Genomic DNA, 20,550 nt, shown 5'->3' with positions numbered 1-20,550 from the left:
GCACTGCGACCTGTTCAGGTGAACATCAAGGCCGTTGATGACACGGCGGTCGGCCGGTTCCGGGCGCAAGCGCTCGGCCGGGGCCTTTCCAGCGAGGCACCCGGCGTGACCAGCGTCGAACCCGGCGGCGGCTTCGTCTGGCCGGACCCGCCCGCGCGCGACGGGCACACCGTGCCGGACCGCGTCCATGTCGACCTGCTGCCGTACCCGGGCGGCGATCAGGAGGCGGAGGTGGCCCGGCTGCGGGCCCTCGGCGCCACCGACGTGGACCTCGGCCGGGGCGACGTCTCGTGGACGTGCGTGGCGACGCCCGAGGGCCACGAGTTGCGTCCTGGGCGGGTCCTGACGCGGAGTCCGGGCCCGCTCGGGGCGCGGCCCGGACCGCCGTGAGCCGCCGACGGGCCACCGCGGGCACCCGTATCGGTGGAACGACCGATGTGCGCGGGGTGGCGGCCCGGCCATAGTCCACGGAGATCGTTCGCGGGTCGCCATGGGGGCGCCCGGTTCTGGAAGGGATCCTCTGTGGACGCGTATGCGGATCTGGTGTTGGTCGGCGGGCACGTGGTCACGGTCGACGCGGAGTTCTCGGTCGCCTCGGCCCTGGCGGTGACCGGCGGCGTCATCACGGCCGTCGGCGGGCGGGACGACGTCGAGCCGCTCGTCGGCCCCGGCACCCGCGTCGTCGACCTTGACGGGGCGACGCTGCTGCCCGGGATCAACGATTCCCATCTGCACGGCTGCGCCTTCGGGATGGCGACGCCGCCGCTCTCGCTCGACGTCGGCCATCCCGCCGTGTCGTCCCTGGCTGACGTGGCGTCGGCGGTGGCGGAGGCCGTCGGGCGGGTGCCGGACGGGCAGTGGGTGACGGGGCACGGCTGGGACACCGGTTACCTGGAGGAGTGCGTGGCCGATCCGTCGCGGCAGCCCTCGCGACACGACCTCGACGCCGTGAGCCCGGACCACCCCGTCGTCCTGTACTCCTTCTCCGGGCACGCCACTTGGGTCAATTCCAAGGCGCTGGAGCTCATCGGGATCGACCGGCACGCCGTCGCGCCGCCCGGCGGGGCCATCGTCGTGGACGCGGCCGGGGAGCCGACCGGGCTGCTCCACGAAGGGGCCCAGGCCCTGGTCCAGAACGCGCTGCCGCCGCTCGGCCGGCAGGAGCGGACCGACGCCGTCCGCTCGACCCTCGCCACGCTCGCCCGGCTCGGCGTGACCAGCTACACCGAGCCCGGCCTCGGCCCCGGCGGCGACGGCATCATGCGGGGCGCGCTCGGCGCCGAGACCCTCGACGTGTACCGCCGCCTCCTCGCCGACGACGAACTCACCGCCCGCATAGGCGTGTTGCTCCTGCCCACCGGAATGGCGAGCACCGCCGAAGAGTTCGCCCGTACGCTCACCGGGCTGGACGAGTGCGGCGACGCCGATCCGCGCCGGCTCGCGATCCACGGGGTCAAGATCTTCGCCGACGGCATCGTCCCCAACAAGACCGCCTGGATGCACGAGCCGTACGTCGGCGGCGGCTGCGGCTCGCTGTGTGTCGGCGGCGAGAACGACGCCGAGCGGATCGCCGAGATCCAGGCCATGATCGGACAGGCCCACGCCGCCGGGCACCAGCTGGGCGTCCACGTCACCGGCGACCGCGCCTGCGACACCGTCGCGGACGCCTTCGCCGCGGCCGTGGCCGAGCACCCGCGGCCCGACGCCCGCCACTACGTCATCCACGGCGACTTCCTCACCGCGCACAGCATGAAGGTCCTTGCCGCGCACGGGTTCGGCGTCAACATGAACCCCACCATCAAGTGGACCGTAGCCGACATGGAGGAGGAGTTCGTCGGCGCCGGGCGGGCCGCGTACGCGTGGCCCTACCGCGACGCGATCGACGCGGGCGTACGGGTCGCGAGCGGGTCCGACGCCCCCGTCACGTATCCGGACTGGCGCCAGGGCGTCGCCACCATGGTGCTGCGCGAGTCGAAGGCGGCCGGCCGGGTCAGCGGCCCCGAGCAGCGCATCGGGCTGGCCGAGGCGATCCGTACGTACACGATCGACGCGGCCTGGCAGGACTTCGCCGACGGCTGGAAGGGCTCCCTGGAGCCGGGCAAGGTCGCCGACCTGTGTGTACTGGGCGGGGACCTGCTCGGCGCCGACCCGCACGACATCCCGTCCATGCCCGTCGTGCTCACTGTCATGGACGGCCGGATCGTGCACGACACCCTGAGCGATTGACGCATTCCGGGCTCATGATCATCCTTGTCGGATGGCAGCGCACCGGAGCACGGCAGACATCCTGGACGCGGCGGTCCACGTCCGGGAGGCTGCCAGGAACGCGGCGAGCGGCGCGGCCGGCGTCGACACGGTCCTGGCGGCACTGTCGGAGGTACTGGACTACGACCACGCCTCCCTGACCAGGTGGGATCCACTGCGCCGACGCCACACCACCCTGGCCGGGAGCTACCCGGACGACGCCACGGCCTACATCGAGACCCGCCTCCACCACGACCCGGTGTTCCCCGTGCTCCGCGGCCCGGCCCGGGACGGCCTCTGGCTCCAGGACGTGCCGCCGCAGCTCCTGGCGGCATCGCCGGGTTTCCAGGAGGTCCTGTCTCCCCTGGGCATCGAGGGCGGGGTGGCCCAGTGCCTGTTCGCCACGGACGGCCGGTACGTCGGCATGCTGAACATCAGCACCCGCCGGCCACGGCACACCCCCGACCCGGCCCGCGCGGTGGTCACCCTGCTCACGGAGTCCCTGGCGGCGACGGTCACCCCGCGCCCGGCCGAGAACCGCCCCGGCGGGCTCTCCCCCCGGGAACTCCAAGTCCTGACCGAACTGACGACGGGCCGCACCAACCGCGAGATAGCAGAGCGCCTGTACATCACCCCGCGCACAGTGGGCACCCACATAGAACACATCCTGGCGAAACTGGACCTCCCCAACCGGGCGGCGGCCGCGGCGCGGGCGGTGGCTTGGGGGATCGAGGCGAGCGGTTGACGCGTCTGCCCGGCACCACCGAGCCACATCATGGGCCAGCCGTCTCCGTTGGCGAGGAACCCTCCGTCAGGGCACCAACTCCGCCATCACCGCGACCGGCAGCGCCGGGTTGGCGGCCGCCGCTTCGACCACCTCCCCGTCGGCGTCGGCGAGCAACTCCGCGACGGCCTGCGGCGGAAGCGCGGAATGACCGGCGGCCACCGGCCTCACCCGGTCGTCCACCAGGCAGGCGAGCAGCGCCGGGGCGGTGGCGTTGCGGTGCCGGGCCACCTCGCGGAACACCTTCCGTACGGACGGTTCGCGCCGGGTCAGATCCTCAAGGAGTGGCCCCGTCGCACCCGGGTTGGCGGCGACCGCGGCGACGACCTGAGCCCCGTGCCGCTCGACCATCGCCCGCAGCTGCGCCTCGGAGAGGCCCGGGTGCGAGGCGACGGCCTTGACCACTTTGGCGTCCGGGTCGGCAGCCAACGCGTCGCGAAACCCGGGAGGCAGGTCGCGTCGCCGGGCCAGGAGCATCCGTACGGCTGCGTTCGGCGACTCTGCCAGCTGCTCGACTTCCAGGGGAGAGGCCGCGGCGATCCGTGGCAGCAACGTGGCGCCGATCTTGGCGACGCCGACCAGGCGGATGAGCACGTCGAGCGGCACTCGCGGGTTGTGCGCCAGCTTGCGCTGTACGTCGTGGCCACGGTCGCCCGCCAGCACACGGATCACGTCGTCGTCGATCGCTGGATTCCCGGCGAGGTCGGCCCGGATGCCGGGGGTGGCGTCCACGGCGAGCAGCGCGCACACCTCCGGGGGCAGATCCGGGCGGTCGGCGAGCGCCCAGCGCAGCAGCACCGAAGGATGGTGCGCGAAGGGGACCACGGCATCGGTCGGCGTGGCCGGGTTCCGAAGAACCGCCTGCCACGTGTCGTGCAGGGTGGACTCGTGTGAGCCGTCGCAAGAAGCGCCGGGCAGCATTTCGCAGCCAACCCTCTGGCACTGCGAATCGTGCACGAACGGCGTCTCCTCGCGGTCGCAGACCAGACACCGCGCGGCGGGAGGCACCCCCTCACCGGTGAGCAGCGCCGCCAGTACGGCCGGAGGCGTCGCCTCGTTGCCGGCCACCGCGCGACGGACCTCGGCGTGCGGGTGCGACGCGAGCCCGGCCGCCACTTCAGGGGTGGCCCACAGGGCGAGTTCCGCGACGACGCGGACGTCCGGGTCCGAGGCCAGCCTCTCCACCACATCGGCCGGGAGCCCGCGGCAGCCGGTCAGCTTCTCCCGGCGCCGATGATCCGGATCGGCTACGAGGAGGAGCGCCCACTCCTCCAGGCCGCCCCCCGCATCGAGCAGGGCGAGAGCGGCATCCGGCTGCGTCACGGGATCGACGTCGGTGGCGCTCAACTTCCCTTCATACACGAGCTGTTGGGAAGTCACCCCGCATCGGGAGGCCAACGCGACCGCCTGTGCCCGACTGAGGTCCGCGCGCCCGGCCAGGGCGGAAGCTAGCTCGGCGTCGGCGATCCCGATCAGGCGATCGACCAGCTCGGAGGGCAGGGCGGAATTGGCGGCGAGCCCGAGGAGGAGATGGTTCATGGCAGGAATCCTGCCTGGGTCCGCCGCGGAACGGCTCGGCATTTTCCACGCCTTCTACGTCATCCACGCCATGCGCATCGACGAGTCCCTCAACTGAAGCGATCCTCGGGGCAGTTGACCCGACAGAACGTGATCGTTCCCGAAAACCGCATCCCCGGAAGCAGCACTGTGATGATGTGGTCTTCCGTGCCCGAGTCAAGGGAGCCCGCCGTGTCCCGAACAGCCCAGGAGATCTTCCAGAGTTGCGTCTACGCCGGTGCCATGACCCGGAATGCCGATGCCCTCGCCGAGCTCTTCACCCCGGACGGCGTCTTCGAGGCGCCCCTCATGCCCGACGGCGCCACCTTCCCCAGGAGGCTGGCGGGTCGCGAGGAGATCCGTAGTGCGATGGCCGCGTACTACGAGCAGCAGGGCAAGGACGGCCGCACCCCGAACCTCGAGAAGTCCGGCTACGTCCTGCACACCACCGCCGACCCCGACGTGTTCATCGCCGAAATCGACACGGTCTTCGACGGAGAGGAAGACGGAGACGACGGCGACGTGTGCGTCTCGCTCGTACAGATCTTCCGCATCCGCGACGGGAAGATCGCCCGGCTGCGGGACTACTTCGCGCCGGAGTTGATGGACTGAGGGCGCCTGGCAGGTTCCCGCCATCGCGTCACGGCGCGGCACCGACGGCCTGGTCAACCGGCGCCGCACGAGGCAGAGGGGTTGGACACTCTGGTCCACTTCGTCGCCCGCCGCTTCCCCGGATCCTGGGGACTCCTCCACGAACGCTCCGCCGACCTGGAGCACCCGCCGAGTCCGGGCGCCTTCCGGGTCCGGCTCATGGCCAGGGGCGAGGTCCAGGACCAGTTCGATCCGTTCCTGTCACCGTGCCGGCCGGTCATCGAGGACTGACCTGGAGCGCCCGTTCCCTGTTCCAGGCGATTGCCGCTGCGGGGAGCAAGCCGGTGAGCCACCTCGGGGCTCGCTCCGTACGGCCGAGCACCGCACACCCACAACCCCACACCCACACCCACACCCACACCCACACCCACACCCACACCCACACCCACCCGAGCTAAGCTCCCCCCATGGCCCTGACCATGGATGACGTCGACCGGTTCGAGGCGGCCAGGCCGCGGCTTGAGGCCATTGCCTATCGGATGCTCGGCTCCGCCGGCGAGGCCGAGGATGCTGTGCAGGAGACGTTTCTGCGGTGGCAGGCCGGTGACGTCGGGCGGATCGAGGTGCCCGAGGCCTGGTTGACGAAGGTGCTCACCAACCTGTGCCTCAACCAGCTCACCTCCGCCCGCGCGCGGCGCGAGACCTATGTGGGGCAGTGGCTTCCCGAGCCGTTGCTCGAAGGGGACCCGATGCTCGGGCCCGCCGACACCGCCGAGCAGCGGGAGTCCGTGTCGTACGCCGTCCTCGCGCTGCTTGAGCGCCTCTCCCCCAACGAGCGGGCCGTGTACGTGCTGCGGGAGGCGTTCGCGTACGCGCACCGGGAGATCGCCGAGATCCTCGACATCAGCGAGGCCTCCGCCCAGCAGATCTTCCACCGAGCCAAGAAGCACATCGCCGAGGGCAAAACCCGTACCGAGATCGACGAGGCGGCCGCACGGCGGATCGTGGACGAGTTCCTCGCGGCCGCCACCAGCGGCCGGACCGAGCCGCTCGTACGGCTCCTCACCCAGGACGCCATCTCGGTCGGTGACGGCGGCGGGAAGATCCCGGCCCGCGCGAAGGCCTTCGAGGGTGCTGTCGCGGTCGCGAAGTTCCTGCGGGGGCTGTTCAAGCCCGGCAAGGCCAAGCGTGACCTGATCGGCGGCTCGGCCGAGGTCTACGCCGCCACCGCCAACGGCGGCCCCGCCGTCGTGGCGGTCGTCGACGGCCGGATCGTCGGCGTCATGTGCCTGGAGGTCACTTCCGAGGGCATCGCCGCCGTCCGCAACCAGGTCAACCCCGACAAGCTCGGACGGGCCACCGAGCGGTGGGCGGCCCGCGAACACGGAGAGCCCCTGTTCACGGCCTTCTGACCCGGCTGTGAGCCGGCTCACATCACCTTCCTGTCAGGAAACGGCGGGCTGCCCGGTTCAAGGGGCGAAACCGTGCGAGACAGGAGCAGGGACATGCAGCACCGCATCATCGTCCTCGGAGCCGGATACAGCGGAGCCATCGCCGCCGGACGGCTCGCCAAGCGGCTGCGGCGCGAAGACGTCGCCATCACCCTCGTCAACGCCGAGCCCGACTTCGTCGAGCGGGTCCGGATGCACCAGCTCGCGGCCGGCCAGGACCTCAGGCCCCGGCCCTTCGCCGAGATGTTCGCGGGCACCGGCGTCGAGCTGAAGTTCGCGCAGGTCACCGCGGTCGACGCCGATCGCAGGACCGTCGCCGTCGTCGATGGCGACGGCGCCGGGCAGCAGCTGTCGTACGACACTCTCGTGTACGCCCTCGGCAGCGCCTGGAACGACCAGGGCGTCCCCGGCGCCGCCGAGCACGCCCATCAGATCGCTAGCCGCCCCGGCGCGCTGCGGCTGCGCGAGCGTCTCGCCCGTCTGGCGGGCGGGGAGTCCGTGGTCGTGGTCGGCGGCGGCCTCACCGGCATCGAGGCCGCGACCGAGATCGCCGAGGCCCGCCCGGACCTCGATGTCGCCCTCGCCGCCCGCGGCGGCCTCGGCGACTGGCTCTCGCCCAAGGGCCGCCGTCACCTGCGGGACGTCTTCGGCAGGCTCGGCATCACCGCGTACGAGAACGTGGATGTCACCGGCGTCGAGGACGGCCGAGTGGCCGTCGCCGACGGCACGTTCATCCCGGCCGCGGTCACCGTGTGGACCACCGGCTTCGCCGTCCACCCGATCGCGCGGGCCACCACCCTGGAGGTCACCGGCACGGGCCGGATCGTGGTCGACGCGACCATGCGGTCCGTCTCGCACCCGGATGTGTACGCCATCGGCGACGCGGCCATGGCGATGGGCCCCGGAGACAAGCCGCTGCGGATGTCGTGCGCCTCGGGCACCCCCATGGCGTGGCAGGCCGCCGACGCCATCGCGGCCCGTCTCACCGGCGGAAAACTCCCGAACGTGCCGCTGCGCTACTTCAACCAGTGCATCTCGCTGGGCCGCAAGGAGGGCCTTGTCCAGTACGTCACCGCCGACGACCGTGCCGTCCGGGCGGCCCTGACGGGGCGGTTCGCCGCGCTGTACAAGGAGCTGGTCTGCAAGGGCGCGGCCTGGGGCGTCGCCAACCCGCTGCTCGGGATGCCGGCCCGGCGCCGCCCCGTCGTCGTGCGCGAGCCGGCCGGGGCGGACCCGGCGGTCAAGGCGCCGGCCTGACCGCGACCGGCCCGTCGGAGGGGGCGCCCGCGATGCAGGGGGATGGCGGAGGCACGCCCTGCCCAGCCCACCCCGGCCGGAAGGAGTGCCCCTTCCCCTCCCCCGCCTAACCGACCCGCTCCGACAGGAACGCCTCCCACGTGCGGCTGCCCACCGTCGCCCGGTCCAGGGACAGGTTCTCGCCCGCCCGGTACGCGCGGCCCGTCTTTCCCGGAAGGCGGATCGGCAGCATCGGGCGGCGGCGGCCGCGCGCCGCCAGGTAGCCGCGGGCCAGGTCGGCCATCGCGTACACCTTCGGGCCTGTCAGGTCCGGCACAAGCCCGGCCGGGTCGCCCAGCGTCAACTCCACCAGCCTGCTTGCCACTTCGCGCGAGTCGACCGGCTGGAAGCGGAGGCCGCCCGGGCAGGGCACCACCGGCAGCTTCGCCATCTTCGACACGACAGTGAGGGTCAGGTCGTGGAACTGGGCGGCGCGCAGCGTGGTGTACGGGATGCCGGATTCGGCGATGGCCCGCTCGGCGCCGAGCTTGGACCTGAAGTAGGCCAGCGGCATCGTGTCCGTACCGATGACGGAGATGTAGACCAGGTAGCGCACCCCGGCCCGCTGCGCGGCGCGTACGAGGTTGCGGGTCGCCTCGTCGTCGCCCTTGGCGCCGCCCGCGAGGTGAAGGACCGTCTCGACTCCGTCGAGCGCCGCCTCGATGCCCTCGTCCTTGAGCAGGTCGGCGGTCACGTACTCGACGCCGTCCACGGACGGGCGCTTCTGCCGGGTGAGGACCCGCACGTCACGGCCCTCAGCGCGCAGCAGGGGGACGACGTGGCCGCCCAGCGTGCCCGTGCCGCCGGTGACGAGGATGGGGGACGTCGATGTCATGGCTGCTCCAGCTTGTCCGGCGCGGGGGCCGGGCCCCCGCCGCGTTCCGCCCGGTCGGGTGGATCTGCTGCTCTGACACCGGGCGGTGCGGGGATGTGACACAGGTGGCAGTCCAATTCCCGGACGGGCGGGCTTCCGGCGGGACGGGCCCCTCACCCGCAGACCCTCACCAGCAGCCCTCACCAGCAGTCGCTCGCCCCGCACAGCTCGACCTTCTCGACTCCGGGCAACTGCGCCGCCTTCTCCTTCAGCCGGACGCGCTCTTGCCGGGAGAGGCCTTCGGGGAAATCGACCTCCAGGAAGGCGATGCCGCCGCCGCTCAACTCGCCGACATCCGTCGCGCCGAACCCGCGCAGCAGCTCCCGCACATCCCCGATGCCGCGGTCGTAGTGGCCGTCCTCGGGATCGAGCAGGGCCCGGTAGGCGTGGGGCTTCGCGACGGCGGGGGCCACCACGAGATCCCAGACGAACACCGTCGGGCCGATCGTCGCGCCCAGCGCGAGGAAGGCGCCCGCCACACCCAGGACCCGCGCCTCGACCAAGCGTCTTCGGGGGTCCGCCCGAGCGGCGATGAGCAGCAGCACGGCCGACGGCAGGAGCACAGCAGCGTCGTGGCGTGCAGCGCCTTGCGGCCCCAGTCCAGGGCGGCATCGAGGTCGGGCGCCTTCACGATGCACAGCCCGCCGAGGTACTCCTTGCTCTCGATGTACGGGCCGTCGGTGGTGAGCGCGTCGCTGCCCTCCGCACGGAGGACGGTGGCTGTACCGGGAGCGGCGAGGCCCCCGGCGAAGACCCAGGCCCCGGCGTCCTTCAGCTCCTGGCGGAAGGCGTCCAGGTTCGCCGTGATCCGCGTCATCTCGTCGGGCTCGGGCGGCGTCCCCCCGGTCGGCTGGACCACGCCGAGCAGGTAGTACCGCGCGTTCGTCATCGCGTTCTCCTCGGACGGTGGCGCCCGGGCGGGCGGCCCGCACCATCTATACGAACGGGGGCCCGCCGGATCGACACGGAACACGGACCCGTGAGGATATTTTTCCGCGCGCCCGCTCCTCGGCCCGTACGGTTTCGGGCAACCGAGCTGGGAGGACACCCCGTGGGTGAGAACAAGCGGCTGATGCTGGCCGGCGAGTGGTACATCCCCGACGACCCCGAACTCCGTGCCGACACCGAGCGCCGCGTCGAGCTGTGCGCCGCCTACAACGCGGCCACTACGGCCCCGACCGCCGACCGCCACAAGATCCTCGCGGAGCTCCTCGGCGAGGTCGGCGATTCCGTACGCATCAGGGCGCCGTTCCAGTGCGACTTCGGCTACAACATCACCATCGGCGCCGGTACGTTCGTGAACTTCGGCGCGGTCTTCCTCGACACCGGCCGGATCACGATCGGCGCCGATGTCCAGATCGGCCCGAACGTCCAACTCCTCACTCCCACCCACGAGCTGGACGCCGAGCGACGGCGGGCCGGCTGGGAGAAGGCACTGCCCGTGGCCATCGGGGACAACGTGTGGCTGGGAGGCGGCGTGATCGTGTGCCCCGGGGTGACGATCGGCGCGAACACGGTGGTGGGCGCGGGCGCCGTCGTCACCAGGGACCTGCCGGCGAACGTGCTCGCGGTCGGCAACCCGGCCCGGGTCGTGCGCGAGCTGACCTGACCTGAGCCGTACCGGGCCTCAGGCGGCTGCCGGGCCGCTCCAGGACCCGGCCTCCAGGCACAGGTGCCAGCGCCGGGCCGCCCCGGTCAGGGTGACCGTGGACAGCGGGCGGACCTCGACGTTCCAGTACGCGGCGGGCGGCGCCTTCAGGGCGTACACCAACGCGGCCCGGACGACGGCGGGTTCGGCGACCGCCAGGATCGAGCTGCCGTCGTCCGCGGGCCGGGTGTCCAGCCAGCCGCCTATCCGGGTGATGAACGCGAGCAGCGACTCGCCGCCGTGCGGGGCTGCCCACGGGTCGGCGAGCCAGGCGTCGACGGCCGCCGGCTCGCAGGCCGTGACCTCGGCGAGGGTACGGCCGCGCCAGCGCCCCATGTCGCAGTCCCGCAGGGCGGGCTGGGCCATCGGCGCGTAGCCGAGTGCGGTGCCGGTCGCCCGGCTGCGCGGGCTCGGCGAGCAGTAGCGCAGCTCCGCCGCGCCGAGCGGCACGAGGGTGTGCGCGGCCAGCTCCACCGCGTGCCAGCCGGCTCCGTCCAGCGGGCGGTCGTCGTCGAAACGCTCGTCGAGGAGCGCGGAGCTGCGTGCGGCGGCGACCAGCGTGACCCGGTTCATGGCCGCGATCGTGAGGCCACGAGCGTGGCAGGTCAAGAGGCGGTGAGCCGCTATTGCAGGCCGAGCGCCATCCACTTGCCCGGGGTTTCCAGCGTGCGGAAGCCGATCTTCTCGTAGACCCCGTGGGCGTCCGCCGTGGCCAGCAGGATGCGGCGCAGGCCGTGCGGCTCCAGGTGATCCCGCACGGCGGCCACGAGCGCGGTGCCGAGCCCCTTGCCGCGCACCGCGGGATCGACGTACACGTCGCAGAGCCAGGCGAAGGTGGCGTGATCGGTGACGACCCGCGCATAGGCGACCTGCCCGCCCGAACTCCCGTCATACATACCGAAGTTGAGGGATCCGGCGATGGCGGCGTCCTGCTTCTCGCGGCTGCGGCCGAGCGCCCAGTACGCGTCCGTGGAGAGCCAGTGATGGACGCGGGCGGCATCGATGCGCGCCGGGTCGCTGGAGATCGTGTACTCGCGGAAGATCACGTCACTCATGCGGGGAGCCTCCCAGGCGGCGGGCCGATTGTCAGTGGCGGATGCCACGCTGGTTGCCATGAGAGAGATATCAGGGACCAGCACGCCGGCCCGCTAGCCCAGCACCTCGTCCAGGGCCGTGCGCAGCCTCCGTACCGCCTCGGTGATCTCCGCGCGGCCCGCCACGCCCGCGAAGCCGAGGCGGATGTGGCCGGCCGGGGGTTCGGCGCTGAAGTAGGGGCGGCCGGGGGCGACGGCGACGCCCGCGCGCAGGGCCGCGGACAGGACGGCGGTCTCCGGGGTGCCGTCGGGCAGACGGAGCCAGAGGTGGTAGCCGCCGGAGGGGATGTGGGGCAGGGCGAGTTCGGGGAGGTGGTGCAGGACGGCGGCGGCCAGGGTTTCCCGGCGCGCGGTCAACTCTGCCGATACGGCGCGCAGATGGCGGCTCCAGGCCGGGGAGCCGACGAGTTCGAGGGCGGTCTCCTGCAGGGGGCGCGGCACGAAGAACGAGTCGACGACCTGGATGGCGCGCAGCCGTTCCAGTACGGGCCCGCGGGCGGCGAGCGCACCGACCCTGAGGCTCGGCGAGGTCGCCTTGGTGAGCGAGGAGACATGGACGACGACGCCGTCGGGGTCGGCGGCGGCGAGCGGGGCGGGCAGCGGGCCCGCGTCCTGGTGGGCGAGCCGGCGGGCGAAGTCGTCCTCGACGACGAACGCGCCGAAGGAGTGGGCGATGCGGACCACGTCGCGACCGCGGTCCGGGGAAAGGAGGGCGCCGGTCGGGTTCTGGAAGAGGGGCTGGCAGATGACGACGCGCGCGCCGGTGGCTTCGAAGGCGCGGGAGAGGAGTTCGGGGCGGATGCCGTCCGGGTCGACGGGGACCGGGACGGGGCGCAGGCCCGAGGCGCGGGCGATGGCCAGCAGACCGGGGTAGGTGGGTGACTCGACGAGGACGGGCGCGCCGGGCGCGGCGAGCGCGCGCAGGGTGGTGGTCAGGGCGGTCTGGCCGCCCGCGGTGACCAGGACGTCGGCGGCGGTGACGGTGCCGCCGATCTCACGGGCGAACCATTCGCGCAGCTCGGTGAGCCCGTCGACGGGCGGGCGGCTCCAGACGCCGGGGCGCCGGCCGGCCCGGCCGAGGGCGGCGGCCATGGCCCGCTCGGGCCGCAGACCGGGGTCGAGGTAGCCGCCGCTGAGGTCGATGACGCCGGTCGGCGGAACGTTGAGGGTGGCAAGCACGCCGGTGGCGTCGACCGCACGCGGGGCCGGGTCGGTGGCGCCGTCGGCGCTGAGCGCGACCTGCTGCCAGGAGGTGTCGCCGGTGCGGGCGGTCACCGTGCGCGGCTCGGCGCGGTAGGCGCCCGCGCCGGGCCGGGTGACGACCAGGCCCTCGGCGACGAGCTGGGCGAGCGCACGGGAGACCGTGACCGGGGAGACCCGGTAGCGCTCGACGAGCGCCCGGCTCGACGGCAGCTTTCCACCCACCGAGTAGCGGTTCAGTTCATTTCGAAGGGAGTTCGCCAGGTCCGCCACACTGCTACGCTCATGCATGACAGCACAGGATAGCGCTACCGCACAGACGACGATAGCGGTCGGAGCGGACGACAGGTCCGGGTCCAGTTCCGGGGCCGCCGTGCCGGATGGCGGCTCCGGCTCCATCCGGCCGGGCACCGGTTCCGATTCCGGTCCCGCCGATGGCTCCCTCCTGCCGCGAGGGGCGATGCTCGCCGCGCTCGGCGTGGTCTCCTTCTCGCTCACCTTCCCCGGCACCGCCTGGGGCCTGGAAAGCTTCGGGCCCTGGACGCTCGTGTCGCTGCGCATCGCGCTGTCCGCGCTGATCGCGGGTGCGCTGCTGCTCGGGCAGCGGGTGCCGTTCCCCGACCGGGCGCACTGGCCGGGCCTGGCGGTCGTCGCGGTCGGCTCGCTGATCGGGTTCCCTCTGCTCACCACGATCGCCCTGCAGACCTCGACGACCTCGCACGCCGCCGTCGTGATCGGACTCCTTCCGCTGGCCACGGCAGCGCTCGGCGCGGTGCGCACCGGACGGCGGCCCTCCCGGGCGTTCTGGGCGGCCGCGCTGGCCGGGGCCGCGGTGGTCGCCGCGTTCACCGTGCAGCAGAGCGGCGGGGCGCTGTCCGCCGGGGATGTGTACCTGTTCGCGGCGCTGCTCGTGTGCGCGGCCGCGTACGTCGAAGGCGGAAGGCTCGCCTCGGTGATGCCGGGCTGGCACGTGGTCGGCTGGGCGCTGGTGCTGTGTCTGCCGTTCGCCCTGGTGGGGGCCGCGGTGGCGCTGGCGTACGAGCCGTGGCGGCTCACCGCGCACGGGGTGGCCGGGCTGCTGTGGCTGGCCGCGGGGTCCAACTTCTTCGGGCTCTACGTCTGGTACCGGGGCCTGGCCGCGATCGGCGTGCCCAAGGCCAGTCAGCTCCAGTTGGCCCAGCCGCTGCTCACGCTGCTGTGGTCGGTGCTGCTGCTCGGCGAGCACCTGTCCCCGGCGGCCCCGCTGGCCGCGGTGGGCGTCCTGGTGTGCATCGCGGTGACCCAGCGGGCGCGGTCCTAGAGCCTGTGCCCGGGCGGGGTCAGGACACAGGCTCTGAGGCCCTGCCAACTTGCCCGTCCCGTCCTAGACTGGCCGCATGCGAGCAATGGTGGGCGACCGACTCCTCGTACACGGCAGGACCGTCGGGCAGCACGACCGGCAGGCCGAGGTCATCGAAACTCTGGGACCCGACGGCACTCCCCCGTTCCGGGTGCGGTTCGAGGACGGGCACGAAACCCTGATGTCACCGGGCCCCGACACGGTGGTGCGGCACATCACCGAGGACAAGTAGCCGAGGCCTCAGCGGGCCCGTCGCGTGTAGTGGTCGGCGACGACGCGGGCCATGGCCCCGATGCGGTCCTCGGTGACCTCCTTCGCGGCGAAGAAGCAGTGGCCGCGCACCGAGGCGTACCGGTGGGCCAGGGTCAGATGGCGGGACAGTTCCGCCGGGTCCTGCCAGGCTGCGGGCTGCGCCGGATCGCCCGCCTTGTACAGGGCCTCGCCGATGTACAGGTCGACGCCGGTGCCGCGCGCGACCTCGTTCCACCAGGGCACCAGGACGGCGTAGTCGGCGGCGGCGAACCCGATGTTCCAGTACACCTGCGGGCAGATGTAGTCGATCCAGCCCTCGCGCACCCACGTGCGGGTGTCCGCGTGCAGGTCGTCGTAGGTCTGGACGCCGGCCGTGGTCGCCGACCCGCGTTCGTCGTTCGCCGCGTTGCGCCACACCGCGAACGGGCTGATACCGAAGGCCACTCGGCGGTTGATCCTCTTGATCCGGGCGGCCGTCTCGCGTACCAGGAGGTCGATGTTGTTCCGCCGCCAGGCGTCCCGGTCCGGAAAGCCGTCGCCGTACCGCTCGTACGCCTCGTCGTCGTCGAAGGTCTCGCCCGCCACCGGGTAGGGGTAGAAGTAGTCGTCCCAGTGCACGCCGTCGATGTCATAGCGGCGCACCGCGTCCAGCATGGCGTCCTCGACGAACCGGCGGACCTCGGGCAGGCCCGGGTTGTAGTACAGCTTTCCGCCGTACGCGACGGCCCAGTCCGGGTGGACGCGTGCCGGGTGCGTCGGCACGAGGCGCGAGAGGTCGGTGTGGTTGGCGATCCGGTACGGGTTGAACCAGGCATGCAGTTCCAGGCCGCGCCGGTGCGCCTCGCGCACGGCGGTGCCCAGCGGATCCCAGCCCGGATCCTGGCCCTGCACCCCGGTGAGCCACTCCGACCAGGGCTCGTACGGGGACGGCCAGAGCGCGTCGGCGGTCGGGCGGACCTGGAGGACCACCGTGTTCAGCCGCCGCTCGACCGCCTTGTCCAGATGGGCGAGGAGCTCGGCGCGCTGGGCGGCGGCGGTCAGGCCCGGTCTGGAGGGCCAGTCCCGGTTGGCCACGGACGCGGTCCACACCCCGCGGAAGTCCCGGCCACGGCGCCTGGCGGCCACCGTCCGCACCGCCTGTTCCAGTGTCCCGTCCCGGTCCGCGGCCGCCGCGCCGCCCGCCGCGATCAGCCCGCTCAGCGCTCCGGCCGTGCCCGCCACGAAGCCCCGCCGCGTGATTCGCCCCACGTCGCACCCCTCACATTGGTCCCTCGCCCCAGGTGTACCGGAGAGCATGCCCGCCCCGGCCCCTCATGCACGCGCGCGTCCGGAGTAACGTCAGGGGCTTAAGGCGGGCGCCGGAATCACACGGGGGACCTGCCGGGGACTGCAGTAGAGCGAAAGGCACGATGTGACCGACATCGAACGCGTCGGAATTGTGGGCTGTGGCCAGATGGGCGCGGGCATCGCAGAGGTGTGCGCCCGCAGCGGCCTGGACGTCATGGTCGCCGAGACCACCGGCGAGGCCCTGGAGATCGGCCGCACCCGGCTGCACAACTCCCTCTCGAAGGCCGCCGAGCGCGGCAAGATCACCGAGGAGGAGCGCGACGCGACGCTCGCCCGGCTCAGCTTCACCACCGACCTCGGCGAGTTCGCCGACCGCGACCTCGTGATCGAGGCCGTCGTGGAGAACGAGCAGGTCAAGACCGAGATCTTCCAGGTTCTCGACCAGGTGGTGACCCGCCCGGACGCGATCTTGGCCTCCAACACCTCCTCCATCCCGCTGGTGAAGCTCGCGGTCGCCACCTCGCGCCCCGACCAGGTCATCGGCATCCACTTCTTCAACCCGGCCCCGGTGCAGAAGCTGGTCGAGCTGATTCCCGCGCTCACCACCTCCGAGGGCACCATCAGCCGGGCCCAGGTCCTGGTCGAGAAGGTGCTCGGCAAGCACGCCATCCGCGCCCAGGACCGCTCGGGCTTCGTGGTCAACGCGCTGCTCATCCCGTATCTGCTCTCGGCGATCCGGATGTTCGAGTCGGGCATCGCGAGCCGTGAGGACATCGACAACGGCATGGAGCTCGGCTGCGCCCACCCGATGGGCCCGCTCAAGCTCTCCGACCTGATCGGCCTGGACACGGTCGCCTCGGTCGCGGACTCGATGTACGACGAGTTCAAGGAGCCGCTGTACGCCGCTCCCCCGCTGCTCCAGCGGATGGTCGACGCCGGCCGCCTCGGCCGCAAGACCGGGTCCGGTTTCTACTCCTACGCCTGAGTAAAACGGCGTACGTCTGTATACGCGGGTGTACGTCTGAAAGGCATGAGCCGGGCTCGTACCGCGCACACCGGGTGTGCGGAACGAGCCCGCATATGCCCATCGCACACGCTCCCGTCCCTGGAACACGGCGAGTTGACTCTGAGCCAACACATCAATGGCACGTCCGGAACAGGACTAAGGAGCCACGCCGTGTCCACCGACCCGGGACATTCGACCACCGTCGACGAGCTGGCGGAGTTACGACTCCGTCTGGACGTCGGCATGACCCGCCTGGACGGCCAGCTCGCGCTGCTCGCCCAGCGGGGCGAGCAGACAGAGCGCGAACTGACCGACGCGGTGGGACGGGTGGCGGCCCTCGAACATCTGAGGTGGCCGCTCCCCGCCCTCACCGTGCTGACCGCCGTCGGCGCACTCTCGCTCGCCGTGTGGCAGGCCCTCGGTCACTAGGGCCCGCCCGGCGGATCGTGCCCGGGACGCGCGGCCCTGGCACGCCGGTCTGCCGCGTTGTCGTCGGTTGCCGACGCCGCAGCGGCTAGCCGTCCGCTAGCCGCATGTGGTGCAGGAGCAGGAGTCCGGCCGCCATGTTGGCGGCCGGGACCTCCCCCCGGGCGACCATGTCGGGCACCAGCTTGAGGGGTATCCACTCGCGGCGGGACGACTCGAAGTCGTCCTCGGGGTGGCCGATGTACTCGGCCGACTCGGACCAGAACAGATGGTGCCGGGCGTCGATCAGCCCGTTGGCGGGCTCGACGGTGAGCAGGGGTTTGAGCGGCCCGGGCCGCCAGCCGGTCTCCTCCTCCATTTCGCGGGCGGCGGCGGCCTCGATGTCCTCGCCGTCCTCGACGACCCCGGCGGCCAGTTCCCAGCCCCAGCTGTCGGTGATGAAGCGGTGCCGCCACAGCAGCAGCACCTCGTTGGCGGCGTTGACGACGGTCGCGACGGCGACCGGCCGCAGCCTGATCAGGAAGTGGTCCAGGTGCCGCCCGTCCGGAAGCTCTACGTCCGCGAGGTTGACCCGAAACCAGCGATTCTCATACACAGTCTGTTCGCTTAGGTTCGTCCACTGCACGTTTCTGCCACCTTCCGACAAGTAGATGGCAATATCGCAGCAGGCTGTCGGTCACAGGGGAACGCGAAGTGCCCCGTCGATCAGCTCGGCGGCTTCGTCGGCGCCGGCGCAACCGCTCTCGACCAGGTACTCGCGCACCATGCGCAGCCGGTCACGCAATCGCTGCGACTCCATCCCCCGGGCCCGCTCCGCCATTTCGACCGCGGTGGCCACGGCCCGGTCAGCGTCGCCCTGCCGCAGCTCGATCTGCGCGAGCATCGCAAGGCGGTGCACCCTGCCCCTGTCGTGGCAGGGCTCGTCGGCCGCGAGGGCGGCCTGTTCGCGCGCGGCCGTCAGATCGCCGAGGCTGAGCAGGGCCTCGGCCACCTGGACATTGACCAGGCCCGGCTGGACGTAGCCGGTCTCGGCCGGCTCCTGGCCCGGCCTGATCCGCCCGGCCGCCGACTCGGCGCTCATGATCGAGGACAGCGCGCTCTGCCCGTCCCCCAGATGCGCGTATGCCTTGGCCTGCATGGCGTGCAGATCGGCCGCGAGCGCGGGGCTCAGCCGGCCGCCCGCCGCCCGCAGGGCCGCCTCCGCGAAGGCGACCGACTGGCGGTAGTCCCGCATGAACAGGGACTGGTTGACGAGCAGCGCGATGACGTAGGCGCCAAGTCCCCTGTCCCCGCTGGCCTTCGCGAGCCGCAGCGCCTGGTGGAAGTAGCGCTGGGCGAGACCCTGGGCGTTCGAGTCGTACGCGCAGATTCCGGCGATGGCCACCAACCCGCCCGTGGCGCGGTGCAGTTGGCGCCCGGTGGCGTCCGTGTAGCCGCCGCGCAGCAAGGGGGCCGTCTCCGCGTTGAGGAAGCCGACGATGCGCGAGCGGGTCGCGATGCCGCCCGCCTTGCGGTACATCAGCTCGTAGTGCTCGCGCGCCGAGCGCAGCATCTCGATGTCCGACTCGCCCACCGCGGTCTGCCCGTTGCGGGACACATCGGTGTCCTCCGGCGGGTTCTCCCACTCCCACACGGGCATGACGGCCGGGGTGCCGGTGACCGCCGGGGCGTCGAGTATGTGCGTGCGCTGCTGTTCGTCCGAGCGCCACAGGGCGGTGGCCCGCTCGACGAATCCGGCGAGCGGCGAGCCGTGTGCGGGGACCGGTTCGCCCGGCACCCCGAGACCGATGTCGTCGAGGGTGACCCGGCGGCGCAGTCGGCCCGCGAGCACCTCGCAGATCAGGTCGGGCACCTGGCCGCGCGGCCGCTGGCCCTTCAACCACCGCGCCACGGCGGTGTGTTCGTATCTGAGTGCGAGGCCTCTGGCCCGGCCCGCCTGATTCACCCGGGCGGCCAGCCCGGCGTGTGAGATCCCCGCCTCGTCCACCAGGGCGTCGAGCAGGGTATTGGGCTGCATGGGGCCCTCCGTTGGCTCGGTGAGGTCAGCGTAGACGAGCCCGGTTCACACGGGGTGTGAAGCGAGTACCCGCATTTATGCGCCGCGCTCTCTGCCCATCAGGGTCCCGAGTCGGTTGACTCTAAATCGCCTCTCCTCGAGGCGACCGGGCCGCCGGCTCCCCCTCGAACAGTGCGGCGGCCCGCTCCCGGCGCCGTCCGCCCTGTCCGCGCTGCCCGGCACTCCCGGCAGGGTGGCGGCGCCCCACCGTCAGCGGTGAACACCCGCCGCCCCGCTGCCGGTCGGCTGGGCGGGCACCCGGACCCGGTCGTTGCGCAGCACCAGGAGGGCGACGTCGTCCGAGAGCCGTCCGCGGGTGTGGCGCAGGAGAGCGCGCTGGACCTGCTCGACGACGTCCGCAGGGGACACCGGCGAGGTGCGGGCCGCATGGGCGAGGGCCTCGCGCAGCGCGAAGAACCGTCCGGCTCCGTCCCGCGCGTCCTCGGCGCCGTCGGTGTGCAGGCACAGCGCCTCGCCGGGCAGCAGCCGGGTGCAGCGCATCGGGGCCAGTTCGGCCGGGAGCGGGAAGGGTCCGAGCGGCGGCAGCGGGTCGCCGGGCGTGAGCGGCTCGGCTCCGCGGCAGAGCCGGTGGGGCCACGGGTGCCCGCAGTTGAGGGCGTACACCTCGCCGCCCGGGCGGATCTCCAGGAGGAGTACGGTGACGAACTCCTCGGCGAGCGGGCTGTCCGGCTCGCAGCCGCCCGCAGCGGGGTGCTCGGCGCGGCAGCGCTCGCGCAGATGCCGGGCCAGCGCCCGGTCCAACCGCCTTAGTACGCCTGCCAGTTGAGGCTCGTCGTAGGCCGCCTCGCGGAAGCTGCCGAGGACGGCGGCGACCGCGCCGATCGCGCCGAGCCCGTGGCCGCGTACGTCGCCGATCACGACACGCACCCCGTACGGGGTCGACATCGCCTCGTAGAGGTCGCCGCCGATCGACGCGCCGCGGCTCACGGAGAGCTGGCCGGCGGCGAGCGCGATGCCGTCGAGCCGCGAGGGCAGGGGCCTCAGGAGCACCCGCTGGGCGACCTCGGCGATGTGCCGGATCCTCCTGAGCTCCCGTGCCGCCGTGGCCCGTACGCCGCCCGCCAGCCACACCACGGCGATCAGGAAGGCCAGGCACGTCGCGATCCGCAGGCCCATGCGGTCCGAGCGGGCCAGCGGGCAGGCCAGCTGCCAGGCGATGACCAGGACCAGCCAGCAGGACGGCAGGACGAGGGCGACGCCGAGCGCCCGGCGGGAGCGGAGAGCGGCCGCGCAGGCCGAGGTCCATCCCGGTGTACGGATCATGCCGTCGGCCCCCCTGGCCTCTGCGCTCTGCGTTGCACCGGACCGCAAGGGCCGGAGGCCGCACCGGCCTGCACGGCCGGACTGATTCTGTCGATCGTCCGCGCCCTTGTGCGCAGCCGACCGGAGTTCTCACCCGAATGAGTGAGGCGGCAACGGCTCGT

General features: G+C 72.4%; 22 protein-coding genes and 1 pseudogene. 12 read left to right on the top strand and 11 right to left on the bottom strand.

The window, feature by feature from the left end; all coding sequences use genetic code 11:
• The first annotated feature begins 18 nt into the window (after window positions 1-18).
• The 3 genes from IE206_RS12310 (at window position 19) to IE206_RS12300 (ending at window position 2,989) form a co-directional block, all read left to right on the top strand.
• Window positions 19-390, top strand: coding sequence for a VOC family protein (locus IE206_RS12310; protein ID WP_226598738.1), 372 nt, complete (start codon window positions 19-21; stop codon window positions 388-390).
• 132 nt (window positions 391-522) lie between these two features.
• On the top strand, window positions 523-2,226 hold the full coding sequence (locus IE206_RS12305) for an amidohydrolase (protein WP_189962145.1): 1,704 nt from the start codon (window positions 523-525) through the stop codon (window positions 2,224-2,226).
• Window positions 2,227-2,257: 31 nt separating this feature from the next.
• On the top strand, window positions 2,258-2,989 hold the full coding sequence (locus tag IE206_RS12300; protein ID WP_189962144.1) for a helix-turn-helix transcriptional regulator: 732 nt from the start codon (window positions 2,258-2,260) through the stop codon (window positions 2,987-2,989).
• 66 nt (window positions 2,990-3,055) lie between these two features.
• On the opposite strand, the gene IE206_RS12295 is transcribed toward IE206_RS12300, so the two are convergent.
• On the bottom strand, window positions 3,056-4,567 hold the full coding sequence (locus IE206_RS12295; protein WP_189962143.1) for a hypothetical protein: 1,512 nt from the start codon (window positions 4,565-4,567) through the stop codon (window positions 3,056-3,058).
• 210 nt (window positions 4,568-4,777) lie between these two features.
• On the opposite strand from IE206_RS12295, the gene IE206_RS12290 reads away from it, so the two are divergent.
• From IE206_RS12290 to IE206_RS12275, 4 genes are all read left to right on the top strand, one after another.
• A complete protein-coding gene (locus tag IE206_RS12290; RefSeq protein WP_226598739.1) occupies window positions 4,778-5,197 on the top strand; it encodes a nuclear transport factor 2 family protein in 420 nt (139 codons plus the stop codon).
• 81 nt (window positions 5,198-5,278) lie between these two features.
• Window positions 5,279-5,467 (top strand): Imm7 family immunity protein, encoded by a 189-nt coding sequence (locus IE206_RS12285; protein WP_226598740.1) that lies wholly within the window; start codon window positions 5,279-5,281, stop codon window positions 5,465-5,467.
• 176 nt (window positions 5,468-5,643) lie between these two features.
• A complete protein-coding gene (locus IE206_RS12280) occupies window positions 5,644-6,588 on the top strand; it encodes an RNA polymerase sigma-70 factor (protein WP_189962141.1) in 945 nt (314 codons plus the stop codon).
• A gap of 93 nt (window positions 6,589-6,681) precedes the next feature.
• Window positions 6,682-7,884 (top strand): NAD(P)/FAD-dependent oxidoreductase, encoded by a 1,203-nt coding sequence (locus tag IE206_RS12275; protein ID WP_189962140.1) that lies wholly within the window; start codon window positions 6,682-6,684, stop codon window positions 7,882-7,884.
• A gap of 106 nt (window positions 7,885-7,990) precedes the next feature.
• Here the strand turns inward: IE206_RS12275 and IE206_RS12270 are convergent, their stop codons facing one another.
• The 3 genes and pseudogenes from IE206_RS12270 to IE206_RS42390 form a co-directional block, all read right to left on the bottom strand.
• Window positions 7,991-8,758 carry an SDR family oxidoreductase gene (locus tag IE206_RS12270; RefSeq protein WP_189962139.1) on the bottom strand — a complete coding sequence of 256 codons (768 nt, stop codon included), beginning with the start codon at window positions 8,756-8,758 and terminating at the stop codon, window positions 7,991-7,993.
• A 179-nt stretch (window positions 8,759-8,937) separates the two neighbouring features.
• Window positions 8,938-9,360: a hypothetical protein gene (locus IE206_RS42395; protein WP_226598849.1), complete on the bottom strand. Its 423-nt coding sequence runs from the start codon at window positions 9,358-9,360 to the stop codon at window positions 8,938-8,940.
• Window positions 9,361-9,395: 35 nt separating this feature from the next.
• Window positions 9,396-9,614: pseudogene (locus IE206_RS42390) on the bottom strand (YciI family protein); the annotation flags it as partial.
• Between the two features lie 234 nt (window positions 9,615-9,848).
• Between IE206_RS42390 and IE206_RS12255 the strand changes: the two are divergent.
• Window positions 9,849-10,406, top strand: a complete 558-nt coding sequence (locus IE206_RS12255) for a sugar O-acetyltransferase (RefSeq protein ID WP_189962136.1) — start codon at window positions 9,849-9,851, stop codon at window positions 10,404-10,406.
• An 18-nt stretch (window positions 10,407-10,424) separates the two neighbouring features.
• Here IE206_RS12255 and IE206_RS12250 read toward each other — a convergent pair whose 3' ends face one another.
• From IE206_RS12250 to IE206_RS12240, 3 genes are all read right to left on the bottom strand, one after another.
• Entirely contained in the window at window positions 10,425-11,018 is a 594-nt protein-coding gene (locus IE206_RS12250) for a histidine phosphatase family protein (RefSeq protein WP_189962135.1), read from the bottom strand.
• Between the two features lie 50 nt (window positions 11,019-11,068).
• Window positions 11,069-11,500 (bottom strand): GNAT family N-acetyltransferase, encoded by a 432-nt coding sequence (locus tag IE206_RS12245; RefSeq protein WP_189962134.1) that lies wholly within the window; start codon window positions 11,498-11,500, stop codon window positions 11,069-11,071.
• Between the two features lie 93 nt (window positions 11,501-11,593).
• The gene (locus IE206_RS12240) at window positions 11,594-13,030 is read right to left on the bottom strand and encodes an aminotransferase-like domain-containing protein (RefSeq protein ID WP_189962133.1); all 1,437 of its coding nucleotides are present in this window, start codon (window positions 13,028-13,030) and stop codon (window positions 11,594-11,596) included.
• Between IE206_RS12240 and IE206_RS12235 the strand changes: the two genes are divergently transcribed.
• Together IE206_RS12235 and IE206_RS12230 are read left to right on the top strand one after the other, a co-directional pair.
• Window positions 13,029-14,039, top strand: a complete 1,011-nt coding sequence (locus IE206_RS12235) for a DMT family transporter (protein ID WP_189962132.1) — start codon at window positions 13,029-13,031, stop codon at window positions 14,037-14,039. The two genes, IE206_RS12240 and IE206_RS12235, sit on opposite strands and share 2 nt — an antisense overlap.
• A 76-nt stretch (window positions 14,040-14,115) precedes the next feature.
• Entirely contained in the window at window positions 14,116-14,310 is a 195-nt protein-coding gene (locus IE206_RS12230; RefSeq protein ID WP_189962131.1) for a DUF1918 domain-containing protein, read from the top strand.
• A gap of 8 nt (window positions 14,311-14,318) precedes the next feature.
• Here the strand turns inward: IE206_RS12230 and IE206_RS12225 are convergent, their stop codons facing one another.
• Entirely contained in the window at window positions 14,319-15,578 is a 1,260-nt protein-coding gene (locus IE206_RS12225; protein WP_229853187.1) for a glycoside hydrolase family 10-like protein, read from the bottom strand.
• Window positions 15,579-15,741: 163 nt separating this feature from the next.
• Here IE206_RS12225 and IE206_RS12220 point away from each other — a divergent pair, with 163 nt between their 5' ends.
• Entirely contained in the window at window positions 15,742-16,602 is an 861-nt protein-coding gene (locus tag IE206_RS12220) for a 3-hydroxybutyryl-CoA dehydrogenase (RefSeq protein ID WP_189962129.1), read from the top strand.
• A gap of 192 nt (window positions 16,603-16,794) precedes the next feature.
• Window positions 16,795-17,052, top strand: a complete 258-nt coding sequence (locus IE206_RS12215) for a hypothetical protein (protein WP_053723564.1) — start codon at window positions 16,795-16,797, stop codon at window positions 17,050-17,052.
• 85 nt (window positions 17,053-17,137) lie between these two features.
• Here IE206_RS12215 and IE206_RS12210 read toward each other — a convergent pair whose 3' ends face one another.
• From IE206_RS12210 to IE206_RS12200, 3 genes are all read right to left on the bottom strand, one after another.
• Complete coding sequence (locus tag IE206_RS12210) at window positions 17,138-17,674, bottom strand: NUDIX domain-containing protein (RefSeq protein WP_189962128.1); 537 nt, start codon at window positions 17,672-17,674, stop codon at window positions 17,138-17,140.
• Window positions 17,675-17,725: 51 nt separating this feature from the next.
• On the bottom strand, window positions 17,726-19,066 hold the full coding sequence (locus IE206_RS12205) for an NsdA family TPR-like regulatory protein (RefSeq protein WP_189962127.1): 1,341 nt from the start codon (window positions 19,064-19,066) through the stop codon (window positions 17,726-17,728).
• Window positions 19,067-19,315: 249 nt separating this feature from the next.
• Window positions 19,316-20,389, bottom strand: coding sequence for a PP2C family protein-serine/threonine phosphatase (locus IE206_RS12200; RefSeq protein WP_189962126.1), 1,074 nt, complete (start codon window positions 20,387-20,389; stop codon window positions 19,316-19,318).
• Window positions 20,390-20,550: the final 161 nt, after the last annotated feature.

This window comes from Streptomyces violascens (genome assembly GCF_014649955.1).
GTDB classification, from domain to species: domain Bacteria; phylum Actinomycetota; class Actinomycetes; order Streptomycetales; family Streptomycetaceae; genus Streptomyces; species Streptomyces violascens.
Note: the sequence above shows the minus strand (reverse complement) of the source record. Positions and strands in the feature narration are given on the sequence as shown.

Excerpts from the sequence above, each read along its gene's own strand:
- IE206_RS12300 (WP_189962144.1), top strand. The coding sequence starts at position 2,258 with ATGGCAGCGCACCGGAGCACGGCAGACATCCTGGACGCGGCGGTCCAC.
- IE206_RS12295 (WP_189962143.1), bottom strand. The coding sequence starts at position 4,567 with ATGAACCATCTCCTCCTCGGGCTCGCCGCCAATTCCGCCCTGCCCTCC.
- IE206_RS12280 (WP_189962141.1), top strand. The coding sequence starts at position 5,644 with ATGGCCCTGACCATGGATGACGTCGACCGGTTCGAGGCGGCCAGGCCG.
- IE206_RS12275 (WP_189962140.1), top strand. The coding sequence starts at position 6,682 with ATGCAGCACCGCATCATCGTCCTCGGAGCCGGATACAGCGGAGCCATC.
- IE206_RS12270 (WP_189962139.1), bottom strand. The coding sequence starts at position 8,758 with ATGACATCGACGTCCCCCATCCTCGTCACCGGCGGCACGGGCACGCTG.
- IE206_RS12250 (WP_189962135.1), bottom strand. The coding sequence starts at position 11,018 with ATGAACCGGGTCACGCTGGTCGCCGCCGCACGCAGCTCCGCGCTCCTC.
- IE206_RS12245 (WP_189962134.1), bottom strand. The coding sequence starts at position 11,500 with ATGAGTGACGTGATCTTCCGCGAGTACACGATCTCCAGCGACCCGGCG.
- IE206_RS12235 (WP_189962132.1), top strand. The coding sequence starts at position 13,029 with ATGACAGCACAGGATAGCGCTACCGCACAGACGACGATAGCGGTCGGA.
- IE206_RS12240 (WP_189962133.1), bottom strand. The coding sequence starts at position 13,030 with ATGCATGAGCGTAGCAGTGTGGCGGACCTGGCGAACTCCCTTCGAAAT.
- IE206_RS12230 (WP_189962131.1), top strand. The coding sequence starts at position 14,116 with ATGCGAGCAATGGTGGGCGACCGACTCCTCGTACACGGCAGGACCGTC.
- IE206_RS12205 (WP_189962127.1), bottom strand. The coding sequence starts at position 19,066 with ATGCAGCCCAATACCCTGCTCGACGCCCTGGTGGACGAGGCGGGGATC.
- IE206_RS12200 (WP_189962126.1), bottom strand. The coding sequence starts at position 20,389 with ATGATCCGTACACCGGGATGGACCTCGGCCTGCGCGGCCGCTCTCCGC.